The 21,640-nt window shown below is 41.0% G+C and carries 27 protein-coding genes and 2 pseudogenes; 20 read left to right on the top strand and 9 right to left on the bottom strand.

Translation table 11 applies throughout. From position 1 onward, the window contains the following. Window positions 1–113: 113 nt before the first annotated feature. The 14 genes and pseudogenes from V7L29_RS35470 to V7L29_RS08245 form a co-directional block, all read left to right on the top strand. A pseudogene (locus V7L29_RS35470) lies at window positions 114–281 on the top strand (nitrogenase molybdenum-iron protein alpha chain); the annotation flags it as partial. Window positions 282–531: 250 nt separating this feature from the next. Continuing rightward, entirely contained in the window at window positions 532–2,067 is a 1,536-nt protein-coding gene (gene nifK, locus V7L29_RS08185) for a nitrogenase molybdenum-iron protein subunit beta (RefSeq protein ID WP_334735115.1), read from the top strand. A 158-nt stretch (window positions 2,068–2,225) separates the two neighbouring features. Next, window positions 2,226–2,567: a Mo-dependent nitrogenase C-terminal domain-containing protein gene (locus V7L29_RS08190; RefSeq protein WP_334690780.1), complete on the top strand. Its 342-nt coding sequence runs from the start codon at window positions 2,226–2,228 to the stop codon at window positions 2,565–2,567. A 61-nt stretch (window positions 2,568–2,628) separates the two neighbouring features. Further along, entirely contained in the window at window positions 2,629–2,799 is a 171-nt protein-coding gene (locus V7L29_RS08195) for a hypothetical protein (RefSeq protein WP_334735116.1), read from the top strand. Then, complete coding sequence (gene nifE, locus V7L29_RS08200; RefSeq protein WP_334735117.1) at window positions 2,759–4,138, top strand: nitrogenase iron-molybdenum cofactor biosynthesis protein NifE; 1,380 nt, start codon at window positions 2,759–2,761, stop codon at window positions 4,136–4,138. The genes V7L29_RS08195 and nifE overlap by 41 nt, the downstream gene beginning before the upstream one ends. Further along, the gene (locus tag V7L29_RS08205) at window positions 4,138–4,302 is read left to right on the top strand and encodes a hypothetical protein (protein ID WP_334690782.1); all 165 of its coding nucleotides are present in this window, start codon (window positions 4,138–4,140) and stop codon (window positions 4,300–4,302) included. The genes nifE and V7L29_RS08205 overlap by 1 nt, the downstream gene beginning before the upstream one ends. Continuing rightward, on the top strand, window positions 4,302–5,627 hold the full coding sequence (gene nifN / locus V7L29_RS08210) for a nitrogenase iron-molybdenum cofactor biosynthesis protein NifN (RefSeq protein WP_334735118.1): 1,326 nt from the start codon (window positions 4,302–4,304) through the stop codon (window positions 5,625–5,627). The genes V7L29_RS08205 and nifN overlap by 1 nt, the downstream gene beginning before the upstream one ends. A 100-nt stretch (window positions 5,628–5,727) precedes the next feature. Further along, window positions 5,728–6,141 (top strand): nitrogen fixation protein NifX, encoded by a 414-nt coding sequence (nifX, locus tag V7L29_RS08215; protein ID WP_334735119.1) that lies wholly within the window; start codon window positions 5,728–5,730, stop codon window positions 6,139–6,141. Further along, window positions 6,138–6,614 (top strand): NifX-associated nitrogen fixation protein, encoded by a 477-nt coding sequence (locus tag V7L29_RS08220; RefSeq protein WP_334735120.1) that lies wholly within the window; start codon window positions 6,138–6,140, stop codon window positions 6,612–6,614. The genes nifX and V7L29_RS08220 overlap by 4 nt, the downstream gene beginning before the upstream one ends. A 135-nt stretch (window positions 6,615–6,749) precedes the next feature. After that, window positions 6,750–6,965 (top strand): CCE_0567 family metalloprotein, encoded by a 216-nt coding sequence (locus tag V7L29_RS08225; protein WP_334735121.1) that lies wholly within the window; start codon window positions 6,750–6,752, stop codon window positions 6,963–6,965. Further along, complete coding sequence (gene nifW, locus V7L29_RS08230; protein ID WP_334690787.1) at window positions 6,962–7,279, top strand: nitrogenase-stabilizing/protective protein NifW; 318 nt, start codon at window positions 6,962–6,964, stop codon at window positions 7,277–7,279. Before V7L29_RS08225 ends, nifW begins: the two co-directional genes overlap by 4 nt. 10 nt (window positions 7,280–7,289) lie before the next feature. After that, entirely contained in the window at window positions 7,290–8,093 is an 804-nt protein-coding gene (locus tag V7L29_RS08235) for a HesA/MoeB/ThiF family protein (RefSeq protein ID WP_334690788.1), read from the top strand. Window positions 8,094–8,537: 444 nt separating this feature from the next. Then, a complete protein-coding gene (locus V7L29_RS08240) occupies window positions 8,538–8,912 on the top strand; it encodes a HesB/IscA family protein (protein ID WP_334735122.1) in 375 nt (124 codons plus the stop codon). A 234-nt stretch (window positions 8,913–9,146) separates the two neighbouring features. After that, on the top strand, window positions 9,147–9,446 hold the full coding sequence (locus V7L29_RS08245) for a 2Fe-2S iron-sulfur cluster-binding protein (protein WP_109012241.1): 300 nt from the start codon (window positions 9,147–9,149) through the stop codon (window positions 9,444–9,446). Window positions 9,447–10,334: 888 nt separating this feature from the next. Here the strand turns inward: V7L29_RS08245 and V7L29_RS08250 are convergent. Further along, a complete protein-coding gene (locus V7L29_RS08250) occupies window positions 10,335–10,544 on the bottom strand; it encodes a TOBE domain-containing protein (protein WP_334690790.1) in 210 nt (69 codons plus the stop codon). A 920-nt stretch (window positions 10,545–11,464) separates the two neighbouring features. Here V7L29_RS08250 and V7L29_RS08255 point away from each other — a divergent pair. Genes V7L29_RS08255 through V7L29_RS08265 form a run of 3 tightly spaced genes read left to right on the top strand, consistent with a single transcriptional unit; the run spans window position 11,465 to window position 13,595 of the window. After that, window positions 11,465–11,941: an ankyrin repeat domain-containing protein gene (locus V7L29_RS08255; protein ID WP_334735123.1), complete on the top strand. Its 477-nt coding sequence runs from the start codon at window positions 11,465–11,467 to the stop codon at window positions 11,939–11,941. Continuing rightward, the gene (locus V7L29_RS08260) at window positions 11,916–13,202 is read left to right on the top strand and encodes a SagB/ThcOx family dehydrogenase (protein WP_334735124.1); all 1,287 of its coding nucleotides are present in this window, start codon (window positions 11,916–11,918) and stop codon (window positions 13,200–13,202) included. The genes V7L29_RS08255 and V7L29_RS08260 overlap by 26 nt, the downstream gene beginning before the upstream one ends. Before the next feature lie 18 nt (window positions 13,203–13,220). Further along, window positions 13,221–13,595, top strand: a complete 375-nt coding sequence (locus V7L29_RS08265) for a hypothetical protein (RefSeq protein WP_334735125.1) — start codon at window positions 13,221–13,223, stop codon at window positions 13,593–13,595. 26 nt (window positions 13,596–13,621) lie between these two features. On the opposite strand, the gene V7L29_RS08270 is transcribed toward V7L29_RS08265, so the two are convergent. Beyond that, on the bottom strand, window positions 13,622–14,095 hold the full coding sequence (locus V7L29_RS08270) for a hydrogenase maturation protease (protein ID WP_334735126.1): 474 nt from the start codon (window positions 14,093–14,095) through the stop codon (window positions 13,622–13,624). Between the two features lie 98 nt (window positions 14,096–14,193). On the opposite strand from V7L29_RS08270, the gene V7L29_RS08275 reads away from it, so the two are divergent. Further along, on the top strand, window positions 14,194–14,940 hold the full coding sequence (locus V7L29_RS08275; protein ID WP_334690795.1) for a GNAT family N-acetyltransferase: 747 nt from the start codon (window positions 14,194–14,196) through the stop codon (window positions 14,938–14,940). 65 nt (window positions 14,941–15,005) lie between these two features. Here the strand turns inward: V7L29_RS08275 and V7L29_RS08280 are convergent, their stop codons facing one another. From V7L29_RS08280 to V7L29_RS08290, 3 genes and pseudogenes are all read right to left on the bottom strand, one after another. Next, window positions 15,006–15,428, bottom strand: a complete 423-nt coding sequence (locus V7L29_RS08280) for a hypothetical protein (RefSeq protein ID WP_334690796.1) — start codon at window positions 15,426–15,428, stop codon at window positions 15,006–15,008. Window positions 15,429–15,713: 285 nt separating this feature from the next. Then, entirely contained in the window at window positions 15,714–15,863 is a 150-nt protein-coding gene (locus V7L29_RS08285) for a hypothetical protein (RefSeq protein ID WP_334735127.1), read from the bottom strand. Window positions 15,864–15,874: 11 nt separating this feature from the next. Further along, window positions 15,875–16,203 (bottom strand): annotated as a pseudogene (locus V7L29_RS08290) (type II toxin-antitoxin system Phd/YefM family antitoxin). Between the two features lie 161 nt (window positions 16,204–16,364). On the opposite strand from V7L29_RS08290, the gene V7L29_RS08295 reads away from it, so the two are divergent. Next, window positions 16,365–16,742 carry a DUF433 domain-containing protein gene (locus V7L29_RS08295; protein ID WP_334735128.1) on the top strand — a complete coding sequence of 126 codons (378 nt, stop codon included), beginning with the start codon at window positions 16,365–16,367 and terminating at the stop codon, window positions 16,740–16,742. Further along, entirely contained in the window at window positions 16,739–17,131 is a 393-nt protein-coding gene (locus V7L29_RS08300) for an ACP S-malonyltransferase (protein ID WP_334690798.1), read from the top strand. Before V7L29_RS08295 ends, V7L29_RS08300 begins: the two co-directional genes overlap by 4 nt. A 41-nt stretch (window positions 17,132–17,172) precedes the next feature. On the opposite strand, the gene V7L29_RS08305 is transcribed toward V7L29_RS08300, so the two are convergent. The 4 genes from V7L29_RS08305 to V7L29_RS08320 all read right to left on the bottom strand — a co-directional run bounded on the left by V7L29_RS08305 (window position 17,173) and on the right by V7L29_RS08320 (window position 21,390). Beyond that, the gene (locus V7L29_RS08305; RefSeq protein WP_334690799.1) at window positions 17,173–18,768 is read right to left on the bottom strand and encodes a nickel-dependent hydrogenase large subunit; all 1,596 of its coding nucleotides are present in this window, start codon (window positions 18,766–18,768) and stop codon (window positions 17,173–17,175) included. Window positions 18,769–18,883: 115 nt separating this feature from the next. Further along, complete coding sequence (locus tag V7L29_RS08310; RefSeq protein ID WP_334690800.1) at window positions 18,884–19,846, bottom strand: hydrogenase small subunit; 963 nt, start codon at window positions 19,844–19,846, stop codon at window positions 18,884–18,886. A gap of 449 nt (window positions 19,847–20,295) precedes the next feature. Beyond that, window positions 20,296–20,589, bottom strand: a complete 294-nt coding sequence (locus V7L29_RS08315; protein ID WP_334735129.1) for an Rpn family recombination-promoting nuclease/putative transposase — start codon at window positions 20,587–20,589, stop codon at window positions 20,296–20,298. 9 nt (window positions 20,590–20,598) lie between these two features. Next, window positions 20,599–21,390, bottom strand: a complete 792-nt coding sequence (locus V7L29_RS08320) for an Rpn family recombination-promoting nuclease/putative transposase (protein WP_334735130.1) — start codon at window positions 21,388–21,390, stop codon at window positions 20,599–20,601. Window positions 21,391–21,640: the final 250 nt, after the last annotated feature.

Here is a 21,640-nt window from a genome sequence, read left to right on the forward strand (position 1 = left end):
CATCGCTGTGTTTTTAGCCTATATTTAGGCTAAAAATAAATGTGTTATCAATGAACAATGTTTAGAACAGACACTGTTTACTGCAAACATTAGGCTGTTGAAAAGAATTAAACCATAAAAAGGATTACTCCGGTCCTTATCACGGTTATGACGGCTTCGCCATCTTCGCTCGTGATATGGACTTGGCACTCAATAGCCCAACTTGGTCATTAATTGGCGCTCCTTGGAATGAAAAAGCTCAGGCTAAGAAGGCTGAAGCTAAGGCTACGGCTGCCGTTTAGGGAAATGGGAGAGACAGATAAGTAAGGATAACCTGGGGCTAAAACCCCAGGGGGGAGTTGGGAATCCAAAATTCAAAACTAAAAAATTAGAAATTAATTTTGATTTTTGCATTTTGAATTTTGAATCATATTCCCACCTCCCTTGTAGAGACGCGATTAATCGCGTCTGTTCCGGATTAATCACGTCTCTTCCACCTCAAATCCTTATTCCTCAATCAGTAAAGAATTCAATAAGCTTGGAGATCCAGAAATGCCTCAGAATCCCGAAAAAATTCAAGACCACGTAGAGTTATTCCACCAACCGGAGTACAAACAGCTATTTGAAAACAAAAAGCAGTTTGAAAATGGTCACGAAGCCGAAGAAGTACAACGGGTTGCAGAATGGACGAAGGGTTGGGATTATCGTGAAAAAAACTTCGCGCGTGAAGCTTTAACCGTCAACCCTGCAAAAGGTTGTCAACCATTGGGAGCAATCTTTGCTGCTGTTGGTTTTGAAGGCACTCTACCTTTTGTTCAAGGTTCTCAAGGTTGCGTTGCTTACTTCCGTACCCACTTAACCCGTCACTACAAAGAACCATTCTCTGGTGTATCTTCTTCAATGACTGAAGATGCAGCCGTGTTTGGTGGTCTGCAAAACATGATTGACGGCTTGGCGAACTCTTACCAACTCTACAAGCCCAAGATGATCGCTGTCTGCACCACCTGTATGGCAGAAGTAATTGGGGATGACTTACAAGCCTTCATCAACAACGCTAAACAAGCTGGTTCAGTTCCTCAAGATTTCCCAGTACCTTACGCTCACACTCCTAGCTTTGTTGGTTCCCACATCACTGGTTACGACAACATGATGAAGGGAATTCTTTCTAACTTGACCGCAGGTCATAAGAAAGAAACCAGCAATGGTAAAATCAACTTCATCCCAGGTTTTGACACCTACGTAGGCAACAACCGCGAAATCAAGCGGATTGCTTCCTTGTTCGGCTTTGATTACACAATTCTAGCTGACAACAGCGACTACCTGGATTCACCAAATACAGGTGAGTTCAATATGTATCCAGGTGGAACAAAGCTAGAAGATGGAGCAGATTCAATTAATGCTAAAGCTACAATTGCTCTGCAAGCACACTCTACCTCCAAAACCCGCGAGTACATCGAAAAAGAGTGGAAACAACCAACCTCAGTTTCCCGTCCTTGGGGTATTAAGGGTACTGATGAGTTCTTGATGAAACTCAGCGAACTGAGTGGTATACCCATTCCTGAACAATTGGAAATTGAACGTGGTCAGGCAGTTGATGCCATGACTGACTCCCACTCATGGATTCACGGCAAGCGCTTTGCTATCTACGGCGAACCAGATTTAGTATACTGCGTAGTTGGCTTTATGCTAGAAATGGGTGCTGAACCTGTGCATATCTTGGTTCACAACAGCAACGAAGTATTTGAAGCAGAAATGAAAGAACTGCTTGCTTCTAGCCCCTTCGGTAAGAATGCAACTGTTTGGCCTGGTAAAGACTTGTGGCACATGCGATCGCTGTTGTTCACCGAACCAGTAGACTTCCTGGTTGGTAACACCTACGGTAAGTACCTGTGGCGCGACACCAAGATTCCCCTCGTGAGAATCGGCTACCCGATCATGGATCGTCACCACTTACACCGTTACGCCACCATTGGTTATCAAGGTGTAATCAACCTCCTCAACTGGACTGTAAACACCCTGTTTGAAGAAATTGATCGCAACACCAACATTCCTTCTAAGACAGATATTTCCTACGATTTGATTCGTTAGAAATTGCGTAGAAACACAACGTCTTAATTAAGGGCGAAGAAGGGGAGTAGGGACTAGGGAGTAGGGAGTAGGGAAATATCCAAACCCAATCCCCAATCCCCAATCCCCAATCCCCAACTTCCCTTTTTCTTTCTAGCATTTACCTGAGGTGTCTATAAATGGAAACCATCAATCACACTCACGAACACACTCACACTCATCTTAATTACCATCCACCTAACTATAAAAAACCAGGGAAGTTCAACAATCTTCTTAATCCATTACGCCGTGTAGTGGATGGAATTCAGGTTAAAAATAATCGCATCGCTCATCTAATTTGCCAAACAATTCCTTGTTGTTGTCCCTTTGAGCGACAAATTAAATTATTCGGGCGGTCTATTGATATCCCAGCACTGTGTAAACTCAATCCTTTATATGACGAATTTGTAGGATTGCGTTTCCGAGCTTTATCTTACCTCGCCGATGTATGTGGAGAGGATGTCAAAAAATACATTTGCTAATTATTAGTCATTAGTCATTGGTCGTTGGTCATTAGTCATTAGTCATTCTGACAAAGGACAAATGACAACGGACAAAGCGCAAAGTCGGAGCGGAGGTTTCCTCCGATGCCTGCGGCAACGCCAAGGGCGAACAGAACTTTGTAAGAGAGGACAAATGGCAAAGAAAACTTCCATCGAACACGAAAAGAGAGATGAAAATCACCCAAAGCAAAATCAACGAGCTGCTGACTGAGACAGGATGCGAACATAATCAGCACAAACAATCCGAAAAGAAAAACAAGTCATGCGCTCAACAGGCACAACCTGGCGCGGCTCAAGGAGGCTGTGCCTTTGATGGTGCAATGATTTCCCTAGTGCCGATCGCAGATGCTGCTCATTTAGTCCACGGGCCGATCGCTTGTGCTGGTAATTCCTGGGGTAGTCGTGGTAGTCTGTCGTCTGGCCCGCAACTCTACAAAATGGGCTTTACCACTGACTTGGGTGAAAATGATGTCATCTTCGGTGGCGAAAAGAAACTCTACAAAGCGATTCTGGAACTCAAAGAGCGCTATCAACCAGCAGCAGTATTCGTCTACGCCACTTGCGTTACAGCCCTAATTGGCGATGATATGGATGCTGTCTGCAAAGCGGCAGCTGAAAAAATTGGTATTCCTGTTATTCCCGTCATTGCCCCAGGATTCATTGGCAGTAAAAATCTCGGCAACCGTTTTGGCGGTGAATCTTTGTTGGAATATGTTGTCGGCACAGCAGAACCGGAACATACAACGCCTTATGATATTAACTTAATCGGTGAATACAACATCGCCGGAGAAATGTGGGGAGTAACACCACTGTTAGAAAAATTAGGCATCCGGATTTTGTCTAAAATTACGGGCGATGCTCGCTACGATGAAATTCGCTACGCCCACCGCGCCAAGCTCAACGTCATGATCTGCTCAAAAGCGTTGCTGAATATGGCAAGAAAGATGGAGGAGCGTTACAACATCCCCTACATTGAAGAGTCTTTCTACGGCATCGATGATATGAATCGCTGTCTGCGAAACATCGCTGCCAAATTAGGTGACGCTGATTTACAGGAGCGCACAGAAAAGCTAATTGCAGAAGAAACAGCTGCTTTAGATTTGGCATTGGCTCCTTATCGCGCTCGACTCAAAGGTAAACGGGTTGTTTTGTATACTGGTGGTGTCAAGAGTTGGTCGATTATCTCAGCAGCTAGAGACTTGGGTATTGAAGTTGTTGCTACCAGTACTCGAAAAAGTACTGAAGAAGATAAAGCCAAAATCAAAAAGTTGCTCGGCAACGATGGCATCATGTTGGAGAAGGGCAACGCTAAAGAACTGCTACAAGTGGTTAAAGACACCAAAGCAGATATGCTGATTGCTGGTGGACGCAACCAATACACAGCTTTGAAAGCTCGAATTCCTTTCCTTGATATCAACCAAGAACGCCACCATCCTTATGCAGGTTATGTGGGAATGATTGAGATGGCGCGGGAACTGTACGAAGCTCTCTATAGCCCCATTTGGGAACAAATACGTAAGCCCGCTCCTTGGGAAGAGGAGGCAGTTTAATGGTGGCTGTACTCTCGTTCCCAGACTCAGGCTGGGAACGCATTCCTGAAGGCTCTGCTTTCTTTTTAGAGCAGATGAGGCAGAGCCTCACTGTCAGCATTCCCCAGCAAAGTCAGGGAACGAGAACGAGAAAGTCCGCCCTGTGGAATGAGGAGGTATTGTAATGGCGATCGTTAACGTTCCTAACAAAGCACTGACAGTTAATCCCCTCAAGCAAAGTCAAGCTTTGGGTGCAACCTTAGCCTTTTTGGGATTGAAAGGGATGATGCCCTTATTCCACGGTTCTCAAGGTTGTACTGCTTTCGCCAAAGTTGTCCTAGTGCGGCATTTCCGGGAAGCGATTCCCCTCGCTACGACAGCGATGACGGAAGTCACCACTATCTTGGGTGGTGAAGAGAATGTGGAAGAAGCAATTCTCACCTTGGTAGAAAAGGCTAACCCAGAAATTATTGGTTTATGTTCCACTGGGTTAACGGAAACCAGAGGCGATGACATTGAAGGATTTATTAAGGAAATCCGCGATCGCCATCCAGAATTGAATGATTTGACGATCGTTTTTGCACCCACCCCAGATTTTAAAGGTGCGTTGCAAGATGGCTTTGCTGTTGCTGTGGAAAGCATAGTTAAGGAAATTCCTCAACCAGGTGAAATCAAAAGTGAACAAGTCACGGTTTTAGCTGGTTCTGCCTTCACACCAGGAGATGTACAAGAAATCAAAGAGATGGTCACAGCCTTTGGACTAGTGCCCATCTTTGTACCTGACCTTGGCGCTTCTCTAGATGGACACTTAGAGGATGGTTATAGTGCGGTTACAGTCAGTGGGACTACTTTAAAACAGCTACGAGAAGTAGGTAGTTCTGCTTTCACCCTGGCATTGGGTGAAAGTATGCGGGATGCTGCAAAGATTCTAGAAGAACGGTTTGACACACCTTATGAGGTGTTTGGCGAACTGACGGGATTAGAACCAGTAGATGAATTTATCCAAGCATTGGCGTTTCTAAGTGGTAACAGCGTACCCGAAAAATACCGCCGCCAACGCCGTCAGTTGCAAGATGCAATGTTGGACACGCACTTTTACTTCGGTGCAAAACGAGTTTCTCTAGCGCTGGAACCAGATTTGTTGTGGTCAACAGTGCATTTCCTGCAATCGATGGGAGCACAGATTCATGGGGCGGTGACAACCACGCGATCGCACCTCTTGGAGAAACTCCCGATAAAAAGCGTCACCATTGGTGATTTGGAAGACTTTGAGAGTTTAGTAGACGGTTCTGATTTGCTGATTGGTAACTCGAATGTCAGTGCGATCGCTAAACGGCTCTCAATTCCTCTTTATCGTCAAGGACTGCCCATTTATGACCGCTTAGGTAATGGCCAGTTTACCAAAGTTGGCTATCGAGGCACAATAGAACTTTTGTTTGGCATCGGCAACTTGTTTTTAGAACAAGAAGAGTTATTAGTACAGACGCGATTAATCGCGTCTGTACAATGATTAATCGCGTCTGTACAATAGTCATTCGTCAGTAGTCACTAGTCATTAGCAACTGACAACTAACAATTGACAACTAACAACTGACAAAGGACAAAGCAGGATGAAAATTGCCTTTACGACAAATGACGGAGTTCATATTAATACTCACTTTGGAGGGTCAGAAAAAATTGATGTTTATGAAATTTCAAATGAAGGATATCACTTTTTAGAAACTATCAAATTTAATTATGAAATCCAAGAAGAGAATAATGAGAGTAAACTCGCACCAAAAATTGAAGCATTAGCTGACTGCACAATTATTTATGTTTTAGCAATTGGCGGGAGCGCCGCTGCTCGGTTAATCAAGAAAGGGGTCACCCCAGTGAAGGCGCGATCGGAAGAAGAAGAAGTTAGTGAAGTGCTAAACAAGCTAGTAAAAACCCTCAAAGGGAATCCTCCACCTTGGTTGCGTAAAGCTTTACAGCAAAAATCCACAAATTTTGCCGATGAAGTTGAAAATGAAGCAACAGTATGACCACAAATAATAGTGTTAACGGAACTGCTACAACTGAAGTCTTGAACTCGCCTTTCCTTAAGGTATTAATCAAACAAATCCGTGGTCAAGACAGTTATGGAGTTTATCGTAGTTGGTCGGATGAGTTAATTCTCAAACCCTTTATTGTCAGCAAACAAAAGAAACGGGAAATCTCCATTGAGGGCGAAGTTGATCCGATAACTCAAGCTCGGATTATGGCATTTTTTCGAGCTGTAGCTGCTGGGATTGAACAGGAAACAGGTTTGATATCCCAGGTTGTAGTTGATTTAAGTCATGAAGGATTTGGCTGGGCGCTAGTTTTTTCTGGTCGTCTTTTGCTAACTGTAAAAACCTTACGAGATGCTCAACGCTTTGGCTTTGACTCGCTGGAAAAATTAGCTCAAGAGGGAGAAAGCTACGTCAAAAAAGGCATTGATTTGGCGAATCGTTTTTCGGAAGTTGGCAAACTGTAAGGAGTTAGGAGTGAGGAGTTAGGAGTGAGGAGTTAACCTAACTCTTAACTGATAATTCAGGATTTACAATTACTAATTTATAATTCATCACTCATAACTTCTAACTCCTAACTTGTAGAAAAGGAGTGGCTGATTGTGCAAGCAGAAGAAACAAGTATTGAGGAACTACAAGGACAAATCAGACGGCTTAACAGCAAAGCAGGTCAAATGAAAATGGATCTGCATGATTTAGCTGAAGGTCTGCCAACAGATTACAAACAACTTATGGATGTTGCAGCTGCAACTTATGAAATCTTTCGCCAGTTAGATGAACTTAAGCAACATCTGAAAAAATTGGAGAACGCTAAATGACTGGAACTATTAATGAATTCAAGCAGCTCGTAGATGCAGAAGAATTTTTTAAATTCTTTAACCTGCCCTACGATTTAGAAGTTGTAAATGTAAATCGTCTACATATTTTGAAAAAATTTTCTCAATACATCCAAGAAATTGATGATAATTCTGCTGACTTAAGTCAAGAAGAGAGGCTAAATCAATATTCTTTGGCATTGCAAAAAGCCTATCAGGTATTTATCGAATCAACACCGCACGAACAAAAGCTGTTCAAAGTGTTTAACGATAAGCCGAAAAATGTAGTCACACTGACAGAAATCACTTCTGATTAGGAGGTATAAATTGGTTAACCTGACGCCTACCGAATTAGAACGCTATCGTCGCCAAATGATGCTTCCGAATTTTGGCGAAACAGCACAGAAGCGCCTGAAGTCAGCGACAGTTCTGGTTACAGGTGTGGGAGGATTAGGCGGTACGGCGGCGCTTTACTTAGCAGTAGCGGGCGTTGGGCGGTTAATCCTAGTCCGGGGTGGTGACTTGCGGCTGGATGATATGAATCGCCAGGTTCTGATGACCGATGATTGGGTAGGTAAGCCAAGGGTATTCAAAGCTAAAGAAACTCTGGACGGGATTAATCCTGATGTCCAAGTGGAAACTGTTCACGATTACATTACCCCAGAAAATGTAGACTCGTTAGTGCAGTCCGCTGATATGGCTCTTGATTGCGCCCACAACTTTACAGAGCGCAATTTGTTAAATGAAGCCTGTGTGCGCTGGCGTAAGCCAATGGTAGAAGCCGCAATGGACGGGATGGAGGCTTACCTGACGACAATTATTCCTGGTGTGACTCCTTGTTTGTCTTGTCTGTTTCCAGAAAAGCCTGATTGGGATCGGCGCGGCTTTTCAGTTCTAGGCGCTGTCTCAGGGACACTAGCTTGTCTAACGGCGCTGGAGGCGATCAAGCTGATCACCGGGTTTAGTCAGCCTCTATTGTCGCAATTATTGACAATCGACCTGAATCGGATGGAATTTGCTAAACGCCGTTCTCACCGCGATCGCTCTTGTCCAGTATGCGGTAATAGTGCGCCTTGGAGACAAGCGCAATCCAATTCGATGGAACCCACGGGTATTGCACAAAATAGTTGATTTTTGTCATTAGTCATTAGTCAATAACAAAGAACAAAGCGCAAAGTCGAGCCAGTCCGTTGGTGGGGTTCCCCTACTTAAAGGAACTGGCGTTGAGCGGAGGTTTCCGACGCTCTCTACAAGACGCTGCGCGTAGCTAGCTTCCCCGAAGGGGTACGCGGACTCGCTCTAAGCGAACGCAAGAGGGTCTGGTAAAGCCTGCGGCATAGCTACGCTTAGGGCGCAGCCCAAGGTAGAGAAGGCATCAGACGCCACTTGCTTCAAGCCGGGAGACCCGTCCAACGCAGTGGCTTAACTTTGTAACAGAGGACAACTGACAAAGCGAAAAGTTTGAGCCGTTCGCGGAGCGTCTCGTAGAGAGGCTTCCTCGGATCAAAACTTTTCAACAGAGGACAACCCACACCTGAAATCAGAACAAATAATCGCTATAAATCAGGAGACCTGATGACCGTTACTTTATCAGAAAAAGCAGAATTTCATCTGCGGGCATTGCTCGGAGGTTCCGCACCCGACGCTAATGGCGCAACTAAAGGTGTCCGCATCTCTGTAAAAAATGGTGGTTGCAGTGGCTATGAATATGCGATGGACATCACCAGCAAGCCCCAACCAGATGATTTAGTAACCCAGCAAGGCAAAGTGCTGATTTACGTTGATGCCAAAAGTGCGCCGTTACTAGACGAAGTTGTGGTTGACTTCGTTGAGGGAGTGATGGAAAGCGGTTTTAAGTTCATCAACCCCAATGCAACTGATAACTGCGGTGGTTGTGGAAAGTCCCTCAAAGCAGGCGACAGTAGACCTACTGGTGTACCTTGCAGCTAACATCTTTCCATTAACGCCAAGTCTAATTGTAGAGGCTTCTTATAGACGCACTCCGCGCAGTTTCTCATAACTGCCCTTGAGGTGGCTTCTGGTTAGCGTTGCATCCCTTACCCCTATAGAGAAGCCGACTAGACGTAGCATCTCTGTAATAAGAAGGGAAGCAAAAAGTAGGATAGGTTGCTCAAAAACTTCGTAAATTAGACCAACTATATAACGTTTGAGGAGAATCGGAAAATGGCTACCTACCAAGTTAGATTAATCAACAAAAAAGAAGACCTCGACACCACAATTGAAGTTGACGAAGAGACTACCATCTTGGACGCAGCGCACGAAAACGATATTGACTTGCCGGCTTCTTGTCAAGCAGGTTCTTGCTCTAGTTGTGTTGGCAAGGTCGTTGAAGGTGAAATTGATCAAGAAGATCAAAACTTCTTAGATGACGAACAGATTTCTAAAGGATTCGCTCTACTTTGTGTTACTTATCCTCGTTCTAATTGCACAATTAAGACACATCAAGAACCTTATCTCGTCTAAACTATTACTTTTGTTGCTACCTTTGGCAACTAAATAAAAGATGAAGGATGAAGGATGAAAATATACTTCCTTCTTCCCTTCACAATTACTAATTTCTAATTCAAATGTTTTCCCGCTTTAGTGTGAGTGGCTGTTTGTTAGAATTATTGATAAAGGGAGAGCGAGTAATCGTCGCTTTCTGTTAAATTCAGGATTAAATAATATTGAAAAACTGATACTAATTGATTAAATATCAGTAAGTAATATCATTTTATAACAAAGCTTTTATTCATAATTTATCAAAGTAAAAAATACATTTTTAGCACTAAATATGGAAATTATTTACGCTATTTTTGTCCGCATTATTGATAATTGAATTAATTAAAGACTATATAATAGACCTCTTGATCAAGACAATTTTAGATTTTAGATTAAATTAAAATCAGAATCTAAAAAAAGGTTTCAAGCCCCCGACTTCAGACGCGAGTGAAAATTAAAAAATTTCATTATCCAAGAAAGAGCATTAATGCATGGGGTCAATCCAAAATCCAAAATCGGTTGACCGACAAAGACTTATAATACAAGCCCACGTAGGCTACTTCGACTGCGCCCTTCTCTTCTTAGGCTGCGCCCTAAGCGTAGCTATGCCGCAGGCTTTACGGCTACGCTCAGTGCATCGCCTAAATTTATTTATGGGGATTAAAAATGTTTGAATTTTAAATTTGGAATTTTGAATTCGGAGCGTACCCCTTTGGGGATCTTGCTACGCGCAGTGTCTCCTAAAGAAGCGACGTGACCTCACTCCTTTTCTAATTAATTGCAGGAGTGAGGTCACTCAATTTATAGATATGAATGCAATTTGGTATTAGAGATAGAGCCGCTTGCAAGAAAAGGCAACTGGCCTATTTTTTAATCAATAGCAACTATCACATCTGATGATTTAATCACAGCATAAGCCCGCTTACCTTCTACAAGTCCCAGCTTTTCCGCTGATGATTTTGTGATTATTGACACTAACTCTACTCCTGGTGCCAGTTCTAAAGTTATCTCACTATTTACTGAACCATGCACAACTTTTTTTACAGTTCCTTTAAAAGAATTTCGAGCGCTAATTTCCATTTTTTGTCTGTACTTTAACTTAATACTTAAATAGACTAGCAAATTTTTTTAAAAAAAGGAAAATGTTTGATATTTCTTAATAACTGTTAGATACTAAAGTAAATATCAACGTCAGATATCGGTTTTATTAAACACAATATTCAATGGAAATGTTACATCAAGTTTAAGCCTTTTCAGGTGTTAATGGTGAATATGGCAGGCGTTTAATATTATAGATATTGCTAGTATTTAGTAACATCACCAACTGACTAATAATCAAATTTTTTTATTTAAACTAGGTAAGTTAATTGCTAGCAACTATTTACCCAAAAGTTCTATCAGCTATTTGCTATTAGTCTAGAGGATGAAATAAAATTGTAAAAAATACTGCATTTTAACTGTATTTCAAGATTTTTTAGTAGATATATCTATTTTAAATACAAAAACTATATTTATAGTTCCATATTTTCCACAGACTTTGTGGCTATTTCATTTATGACATATATTTTATCAGTCTATCTTATGAAATAAAAATGTAAAAATTACTGCTTTTTCTGCGTTTTTCAAGCTTTTTTAAGAAAAATATCTGGAAATCATTATAAATGATTAATAATTTAAACTTATGTACATGATAATATATATAAAACGACCATAGCTACACCATCTTTTAATTATTTGTTTCAAAAATTTTTATAGGTCTTAATCTAGTTAGTTATATTTATCTTAAATTCAATGCTTTAGTACGCCTTTACTGCGGATGCAGAATGCTACGTCTATCTTAGAAAATTGCTCCTATTGGGGAAATTCCAGACGTTTACGGACTCGCTAGCGCCCGCCGTAGGATGCCCGTAGGGCTGTAGGTAGAAGACCGCATTTTCAGCTCTACTTAGCTGAAATTTTAAGAATGAATTCGGAATTTTATAGAAGATAGAGGAATATTTATGAATTGGGCAAGCAAACAAGATTTGAGTGCAGAAACAACCCAATGGCTAATAGCAAAAGGCTATAGTCTTGGGAATTTAAATCAGCCAGGTGAAAATGGCGATACAGCTTTGATGAAAGCTACAAGAGAGGGAGTTTATGTAGTCGTCAAAGAACTGATTAATGCAGGTGTGGATATCAATGCTCGAAATAGTGATCGCAACAATGCTTTGTGGTTTGCTTGTTTTGGTAATCATTACGATTTAATTAATTTATTGCTGGCTGTCAACATTAACATTAACAACCAAAATGATAACGGTGCAACTGTTTTAATGTATGCAGCATCAGCCGGAAAGATAGAAGTCGTCAAGTTACTTTTACAGCATCATCCTAACTTAAATTTGAAAAACTTAGACGACTATAAAGCTATCGATTTTGCGAGTAACGTAGAAGTTTTAAGGATACTTCAAAATGCTACAAAGTCAAATATCGGGTAGAGTCCATCATGACGCTACCAAGCATTCTTACTTATCTGTACAAATTGATCCAAATTATGTAGATCCCTCAATACAGCCATCTCCATTTAAAGTTTATCCCAAATTTTATCGGAGAGTGAAATTAAATCTCAATAATCCTGTCCATTCTTTTATCTCATTAACCAGTACGATAACCCTGGAAAAAGTGTATAAAGATGACCCATTAAAACTGCGAGTGAATCCATCAGCAGGCGCTTTGTACCCCACGGAAGTTTACGTACAAGTTCGCAGTATTGAGGGAATAGTAGATGGTATATATCATCTAGAAGTTGAGAATAATTATCTAACTCTCATCTATGAATTAATTGATGATGGTTTAGAAAGTTATATTATACCAGGTAAAAGTATCAACGGATTCATTTTTTTAATTAGTTGTGTTTATTATAGGTCTAGCTGGAAATATCAAAATAGAAGCATGAGATATTGCTTATTAGATAGCGGGCATCATTTAGGTGCAATTGCAGCTTCAGCTTATCTCCACAACCGAGATATCCAACTAATTTTCGACTTTGATAAATTCGCTCTCAATTCAAATTTGGGATTTGAGAATAAGGAGTTTATTACTGCTTGTGCGGTGTCAGGAGAACTACAAGACAAGAAAATCAGACGCTTAAGGCTGAAAGTTCCTTTTGTCTGTGGTACTGATTATTTTGAATCTAATCAATTTATTGAAGATAGCTATCAAGCCACGGCTGTACAAAAGAGCCGCCAGCAGAAACTAGCACAGCCCAAGTTTGACTTTGACAAAGATAAATTTTATCAAACTGTTTGGAATAGACGTTCTATTAGACGTTTCCGGAAAGAGTCTATTTCTCAAGAAGATTATTTATATATAGTACAGCAACTTGAGCAGTCAATACCGACAGAAAACTATGAGCAAATAGAAATTTACTCAGTGGTGCATCGAGTAGAGGGAATGATACCTGGGTTATATAAAGGTACGTATCTAGTTAAGACGGGTAATTTTAGTGAAAAGACAGGTTACTTATGCATTAATCAGGCTATTGCTAAAGATAGCGCTGTAACTTTATTTTTTGTGTCTGATTATTTAAATTATCAAACTGCTATGCAAATAGCTGGTTTTATAGGACAGAGACTTTATTTAACTAGTAATTATTTGGGAATTCAGTGTAGTGGAATTGGTGCTTATTATGATGATGAAACCCAGGAATTATTAGAAACAAATAAAGATGTACTTTATGGAATGGTAATTGGAAGATAAGTAGGAAGCTAAAGAGAGATGCCTAGAAAGACGTATTACTGTAATGGTGATGACTCACATCCTATGCAACCGACATCAGCAGATATTATACTGCGACAGCAATTAGAGGATTCTATTAGTAAATACTTTTATGACGCTTGCGATCGCACCATTCAAAATCTTCTATCTAATTGTCGATGGTATGTCACAACTCATACCAATGCTCTAACATTGGTAATTGAATGTCCCGATCAAGTTACTAATTGGCGTATTTTGCAACAAATTGTGCCAATGGGGACATTACTATATGAAATTGTCAGCAGTGCTAAAATCCGTGTTTGTCCGCCAGAGAGTCAAGTAGTACCTTTTGAAATGAGGGTAGATGAACTTTCTATTTATCGGGATTGGGCGTGATTCAATTTTAGATTTTGGATTATTAACTAAATCTTAATATTCTGTTTGATTAATTTGGTTACTTCTGCAAACACCAAATCAGCAGAATGTTTGACAACAGGACTTAACTCTAGTCCAAAAGCAAGATTTGCCGCCTCAATTAAATAAACTGTCACGTCTTCGGGAAAGTCATTCTGAAATATTTTCCGTCCGGCGGCTAAAGCATTATCCCAGCGAAAATCATGCAAGTTATAACTAGGTTCTGGCAAAGCTTCCAGTTCTTTTCCTGGAACTTTAAATACAGCACCCGGTTCAGAACCAGTTGAACTTGCATCAATAATTACTAATTGTTTACTACCTCTAGCTTGAAACATTACTTCCATCCCTGCGGTGCCACAGTCATAAACACGCACATGAGGATGAGGGGTTTGAGCGAGATATTTTTGTAAGCGTTGGGCAATGATTACGCCTACTGCGTCATCACTGCGATTGAGATTTCCGCAACCAATAATAGTTAGCATAGAATGAGATTAAAACTACACAAGCTTTTAGGCTTTTCTTAGTGCCATTCCACTAAGAGTGGTTGAATAAATAGGTAGACATTTATTGCCAGTTACAAATGCAGAGAGTAGTTGAAGAAATATCATTAAAAGCATGGCCTGCTTTTGAAACTATCAACCATCGTGGTTGGCTGATGCGTTTTGCTGATGGTTACACTAAGCGAGCAAATTCAGTGACAGTTCTGGATCAAATTGATTTAGACATTGAAGAAAAAATTACCTATTGCGAGTCCCAATATCGAGCGCGTAAACAAAACCCTATTTTCCGCTTGCTCTCGTTCACTAACCCAGAGGTATTAGATGAACGGCTAGCCACAAAGGGATATCAACTAATTGAACCATCCTTAGTAATGGGTATGACATTATCAGAGCGATCACTTAATATTCTACCTATTATAAATCAGGAAACTTTGAAGGATTGGTTGGTTGCTTACCATAAAATGAAAGCTTTGGCAGAGCAACCATCAAGTATTCATCATATGATATTGGCAGGAATACAGTCAGAAATACTGTTTGTATCATTCAAGCAAAATGAGGAAATTGTTGCTTGTGGAATGGGTGTTTTAGAAAGTGGTTGTTTAGGCATATTTGACCTTGTTACTAGTCCAATACAAAGGCGGCGTGGCTATGCAACAGCAATTATTCAGGGTTTGCTTCAATGGGGTATTGATAAAGAAGCTTACTTTTCTTATATACAGGTAGTCAAAGCGAATATTCCAGCTCGGAACCTGTATGAAAAACTCGGCTATAAATCAATTTATGAATACTGGTATCGAGTAGGCTCTAATTCAGGCAATGAGAAATGACTAAAACAGAGGCTATGACTAATAATATAGACAAAGCCTCTGAAAAATAATTTATCAGCAGGAAACTAGAACTCTACACCATGTTTCTTGGCAATTTCGGTAAGTTTATCATACTGATCTTGTGATACTTTAGTTAATATCTCTTCAGCCTGTTCTTTAGTACTTCCTTCTTTAGGAATTAAGTACTTGATATAAAGAGACACAAAATCTGCTGCGATCGCTAAACCAGATAAAGCATGTTTGTCAGCTTCCTTTCCTGCGATCGCTGCTACTAGACCAGCTTTAATTGGGTCTGGTTTAACTTTCATGAACTGATCGACAAGTTTAGGGATGTATTCTGCTGGCGGCAAATTATCTAACTTACTTCTATCGGGAGTAAAGTTACATTCTGCGGCTTGAGCTTGCTCTAAAACACACCATTCTATGTATTCTTGCAATGCTGCATCGGGAACGCGAGGGAAATATTCGTGTAGCGCTAAATCAGACACAAGCTTACCTTGTAAATTTCTGTTTTGTTGAAGTGAATTAAGGCCAGCCTAACGCACTGTTTCTATAAGTTTTAGTGTGTTACGCTACGAGTTTTGAATAAAAGGGCATTGGGCATTGGGGATTGGGCATTAGACTCCCTGTGAAGCAAGAATCTTAGTTGCTTCAGTACTGAGAGTGTTAACAGGTTAAAAGAGTTGATGGAGCGATCGCCGAAATAGCAAATGCTTAGGCGTAGCCAGCTGTAGGCATCGCTGATCCAAAAAGAGAGCGATCGCTAATCCCATCTACTTTTGTCGTCGTTCTTTTAGGTTACGGCTGAGCGCTAATTTAATCTCAATTAAGGTGGTTTCTTCTGGTGTGAGTTCTAAAAATTCTGAAACTGTGCCAACTTTCCAGCACTTTGCTTTTAGACGTTCTCTTTTAGCTTGATCCATAGGTTAAAATCTCAAGATTTAGCTGCCCAAATTTCTTCTGGCAAAGGGGCATTGAAGTAATCTGGCATTACAAAACGCCCTTGATCCTGCCCTAAACTATTGAGTCGATTTGATGAGGAGCGAAACGGAACTAACTTGGCGATTGGAATGCCTCGGTTGGAAATATAGCAGATTGCAACTTAGTGAGGTATAGATTATTGTAAGGGCACAACATTGTTGTGCCCCTACCTGTGTACCTCATTTACCTGAAAAACGCTGTAATTATTTCTTCTCTAAGTTCTACGCGTGACAACAGCTTTGAGATATTCGTTTTAGCTTGATGAATATTTACAGTTTCCATAAGATTAAACTAAGTCTTTAAACTAACTTTAGACTTGTTGTCACAGTGGTGCAAGGGCGATCGCTGTTGTTGGTGTTATGAACAGTGCCTAAATACTTAATGCTCACCTTGCTTTTTTCGTAAAGTACTATTATAAAATTAGTTTCCCAGAGGCTACGCTTATGGCTTTAGCATCAAATGGGCGATCGCAAATTATTCGTACAGAACGAGGACTCACGATTGCAGGTACTCGCATCACGTTGTACCAATTCATGGACTACCTCCATACGGGACACCCACCCCAGTTTTTTCGGAATTACTTTCCTCAGATTACAGATGAGCAGTTCGATGCAGCGATGTTTTACATTGATGCCAACCACACTGAAGTTGAAGCAGAGTATCAAATTGTCTTAAAGCAAGCAGAAGAAAATCGGCAATACTGGGAAGACCGTAATCGTGAACACTTTGCCCGTATTGCATTGATTCCATTGAAACCTGATAAAGAAGCTCTTTGGGAGAAGCTCCGGGTGCAGAAAGCAAAGCATGAATCACAAGCATGAACTTTCTGATCGACCACAACATTGAAGGATACGCACGAATTTTACTGGGTAGTATTGCGAGTCAAGGTTGGCTTGAGTTAATTTCCATTGACTTCATCACCTTCAAAGAAATCGATTTGTCGATTTTCAGCAACGACCGAGTAGTTTGGCAAGTTGCTCAAACAAACCGAATGATTTTATTGACTGCAAATCGGAATATGGAAGGCGAAGATTCACTCGAACAAGTGCTGCGTGAGGAAAATGCGCTCAATTCGCTACCTGTGGTCACGATTGGTAATGTTGAGCGCTTAGGTGAACCAGATTATCGCAATCGGTGTGTTGATCGGATTCTGGAAATTATTTTGGATATTGAAAATGTCATAGGAGTAGGTCGTCTCTATATTCCATGAGGGCTTTCATTGATTTAATTTATGACTAATGCACTCAACCTCTAAGCTGTCCGAAAACGCGCCAACTCTTCACCTGTTTTGGCATCATGGGCATGGACTGTACACACCAAACATGAATCAAACGATCGCGCCACATGACCAACTTCCACCGGGTCGCTAGAATCGTAAATCGGTGTCCCAACTAAAGCTTCTTCAATGGGGCCGCGGATTCCTTCACCGTCACGAGGGCCAATATTCCATGTACCTGGGGCAATCACCTGGTAATTCTTAATCTTACCGCCCTCTACTTCTACCCAATGACACAGAGAACCCCGTGCTGCTTCCGTTGCACCCCAACCACGACCATCTTTTTCTTTGGGTTTGATATACCAGGGGTCGTTTAATTTAAATTCGCGTAAACAGTGTTCGGCTTGGCGATATAACTTGACAATTTCGTGAAGTCGTGCTAATTGGCGCACATGAATACTAGCGCCACCCATGCGTTTGAATACATCGAGGATAAAGCCGTCGTAGTGCTGCCAAGATTCGCCATGTTTACCACCTGCAACTAATTGCCGCGCTAAGGGGCCAGCTTCTAAACGTCCGAAGTCTTTGTGCAGGACGGCACTTGCCCAAGAGTAGGCGTTATCGAAATCTTTTGTATTATTTGCAGTGGGTAAAGTTATGCGATCGCTAGGATGAATATCTGCTGTCCCTTCATCGTACCAGGAGTGAGTTGTATTCTCGCGGGTAAATGACTGATCCATTAAGGTGTGAGTGTGTGTGAAACTGTCGTACACTCCACTTTTCATGATCATCGCCGCATTTCGTCCTTCGATAGTCGGCTTTTGGTATTTATCTTCATGGGCTAAATATCCCCAAGTGACATATTTACCAACACCAGCACCATATCTATCTAGACCGATATCTAAACCCATGCGCCAATAAAAACCTAAGTCTGAATCTCGATGATTTCGGTTTTCATCCAGCCAATCCCTGAAGTCATCATAACTCTGGATTTGTTCATAGCGTTCTAAAGAACAACCCAACCACACTGGTTCTAACCAATTAGTGCGGAAATATTCTAGAATCGCCCAAGCGCGGGTAATGTCTGTGAGGGTAGGGGCGCACATCACGCCACCGGGAACCATATAGCTAGAATGCGGCCATTGTCCGCCTAATAGTGCATAAATTTCTACAGGTTTAGCGGAAATTGTTATGCCTAGTTCGTAAGATTTGCCAGTGAAGGCGGCAAAGCGTCTCACAGCTTCTTGATAGAAACGGCTATTTCGGTATTTTTTATTGGTCAAGTCTATGGCAAATAGACCATAAAAATAGCGAGGGATGCTTTGAATTGTTTCGACAATTTGACCGAGATTTCTCGCCAAAATTGCATTACGGGGAACTTCTGTTTCCCAAGCTGTATCTAATGCCCAAGATGCACAAGTCAGGTGAGAACCGCCGCAAATGCCGCAAATGCGAGGTGTAACAATTAATCCGGCTTGGGGGTCTTTACCGCGGAGGATAACTTCAAATCCTCTGAAAAGTTCCGCATGTGTCCAGGCGTTGACTACCCGTCCATTATCAATGTCAACTCGGACATCTAAATCGCCTTCAACTCTACCGACGGGCGAAATGTCTAATGATTGAATTGTCATTTGTCATTAGTCCTTAGTCATTAGTCATTGGTGTTTGGTCATTGGTCATTGGTCATCAGTCATTGGTCATTGGTCATTGGTTTTTCACAAATGACAAAGGACGAATAACTAATGACTAAACTGTAAAAAAGTCTTCTTCTGCCCAAGCTGGTGCAGCATCTTTGGCAATCATTGTGAGTAAGGCGTAGTCTTTTTTGTTCACCCCTGGCGGTAATTCTTTGGGAACTCCCATCACTGTTTGGGTTTTAAATACGGTTCCGGGTTTGAGGTCAAAGAAAGGAAATTCTGGTTCAGTGCAACCTAAACAAGGCATTCCGGCGCGAGTTTTGGAAGAGACGCGGTTCCATAAGATGCGGTTGCAGGAGGAATGGGTCATGGGGCCACGACAACCCAAGTCATAAAATAGGCATCCTTTACGTTGACCAAATTCGGCGGTTGATGCTTTGTAGGCAAAGTGGACGTTGCGGGTACAACCTGTTTGGGTATAGCTGTTGAAGAAGGTTTGGGGACGATTTAGTTCGTCGAAAGCAATGTCTGCTATGCGTCCAGTAGCGATCGCAACTAATATCTGCGTAATCCAGTCGGGATGGGCAGGACATCCAGGTATATTAATTACAGGTAATCCGGCTTGAGACAAGAAGTCTTTTCCTAAAAAGCCGCCTTCTTGACGCTTGAGAAATTGCAAACCTTCCGACTCGCTGGGGTTGGGTGACATGGCGGGAATTCCTCCCCATGTGGCACAGTCTCCCACAGCGACGATAAAATGAGCAACTTTGGCGAGGTCTGCTAACCAATCTTTCATGGCGCGATCAGCAAACCGATTCCATTCGCCTGTGCCGTTAGGGGCGTTGACAACACTGCCCTCAAATACCAAGATATCTAAAGGAATTGTGCCAGAAATGCAATCCCACAGCATTGTTTGCAAGTTGTTGCCTATTTCTAACCCCAAGGATGGATGCCAAAGTAAGTTGATGCCAAAGTCGGCAATTAAATCGCAGACTGTCGGTTCTTCGGCGTTGAGAAATGACATGGTGTTGCCTGAACAAGCACCACCCTGTAGCCATAGTACGTTAGTCATCGGCTATTTGTTTTTCTATTGTTTCCCATGCATGATGTAGGTGATAATGCTTGTAAAGTCTCACCTGTTTATCAATATTTATTTTTCAATGGTAAGATATTTTTTATCTAATTTACTTTCATTAAAAAAGAATTAATCATTAACAAGAAGTTAAATTATCTCAAGATTATTTTCAAAGGCTATATCTGTTATATATGTGACACATCTCATAAATGCAAAATAGTATAAATAAAACTGCCTTTGTTTTTAAGTCTTGACGTTAATAACCTCAACATGCTGAAGTTATCACATTAAAACTCTTTAATTATTAATAACAATTACTATCAATTGTTAATCTGCGTGAGGTGATGAGTCTTTTCAGCCGTCAGATTTTCATACACTAACTGAGCCAAAAATAGCAAAATATAGGGCGCTAGATTTTATGCCCCGTCAGCTATATATCAGTTGTTTTAGGATTTTGGTTGTGCAGCTTGCCTAACAAGTTGTTCGTCGAAGCCTAACGCTTGAGCTATCTGCTCAATACTGAAACCAAACGCTAACAAATGCGGTATAACTTCTAACTTAGCTTCTTGTTTAGCTTCTTCAAAACCTTCTTTTTTACCTTCTTCAAAAACATCTTGGAAAAATCTAGTTTGCCTCAAGTCATTTAATTCAAACATTTTTCCGATCTCCTCCTGGCTCAATCGCGGCAACTTGTAGATTAATATCGTCTCTATTAAAGGCACTGTTAATCCTTCGCGCACCCTATTATTTTAGGATTTTGGTTGTGCAGCTTGCCTAACAACTTGTTCGTCCAAACCTAACGCTTGAGCTATCTGCTCAATACTTAAACCCAACCCTAATAACTGGGGTATCGTTTGTAACTTAGTTTCTTGTATACCTTCTTGTTTACCTTCTGCAAAAACATCTTGGTAAAATCTAGTTTGCTTTAACTCATTTGATCCAAACATTTTTCCAATCTCCTCCTGACTCAATCGCGGCAACTTATAAATTAATATCGTCTCTATCAATTGTATAATTTCCCTAATAGTAGCAACATCTAAAATTTGCTGTCGGGCACTGTTGACTATTTCGATTGCTCTTGTTGTCGCGGTTGATTCGGGTTCAATGATGAGTTTAACTGTCTCAATGCCGATTGATGATGCCTCAATTAAGCTTAATTCGTCAAGATAGACGCGAGTCAAGCGTTGTGAGTTGAGTAATTCTGCATATCTTTCGGTATCTCCAGTATCAACGCTGCGGTTGGGGAAGATGACAACACCACGCCAATTGTTGGTTAATTCGGTTTTGTCAAGATAGTTAAAGATTTCAGTAAATAAACGTGAGTAGAACTTTTTATCTGGTTGAAATTGCACTTCGGCAAAATAAATGGGCAGTTCTGCTGCATTTGGGAGAAAAACACCATCGATTCTAAACGCCAGTTGTTTAATTTCTACTGAAGAAAATTGGTAAGCACTAGCTAGTTGGGGCGGTTGGTTAATCAGTTCAAAGAAAGTGCTGGGAATACTTTGAAAAATCCGATAGAAGATACTGTCTGTTTTCAAAGGAGCTTGTTTTACAGTTGATGAATGTATTTTACACTTCGACGATACCGTGGCGAATATTTAAAGTACACTAAATATTATGTATGTCAATAATTCAATAAAAAATATTTAAATTGTATAAGATGATGATACAAAAAGTATTTTAAAAATATTAGGTGTTTAAAGCTGACATTAATATTAGCAATTTCCCCCTAGAATTTTAGAAATAGGGTGTTTTATATTTTAATGACTGGGGATTGGGTATTGGGTA

This window comes from Nostoc sp. (assembly GCF_036916575.1).
Lineage (GTDB): Bacteria > Cyanobacteriota > Cyanobacteriia > Cyanobacteriales > Nostocaceae > Nostoc.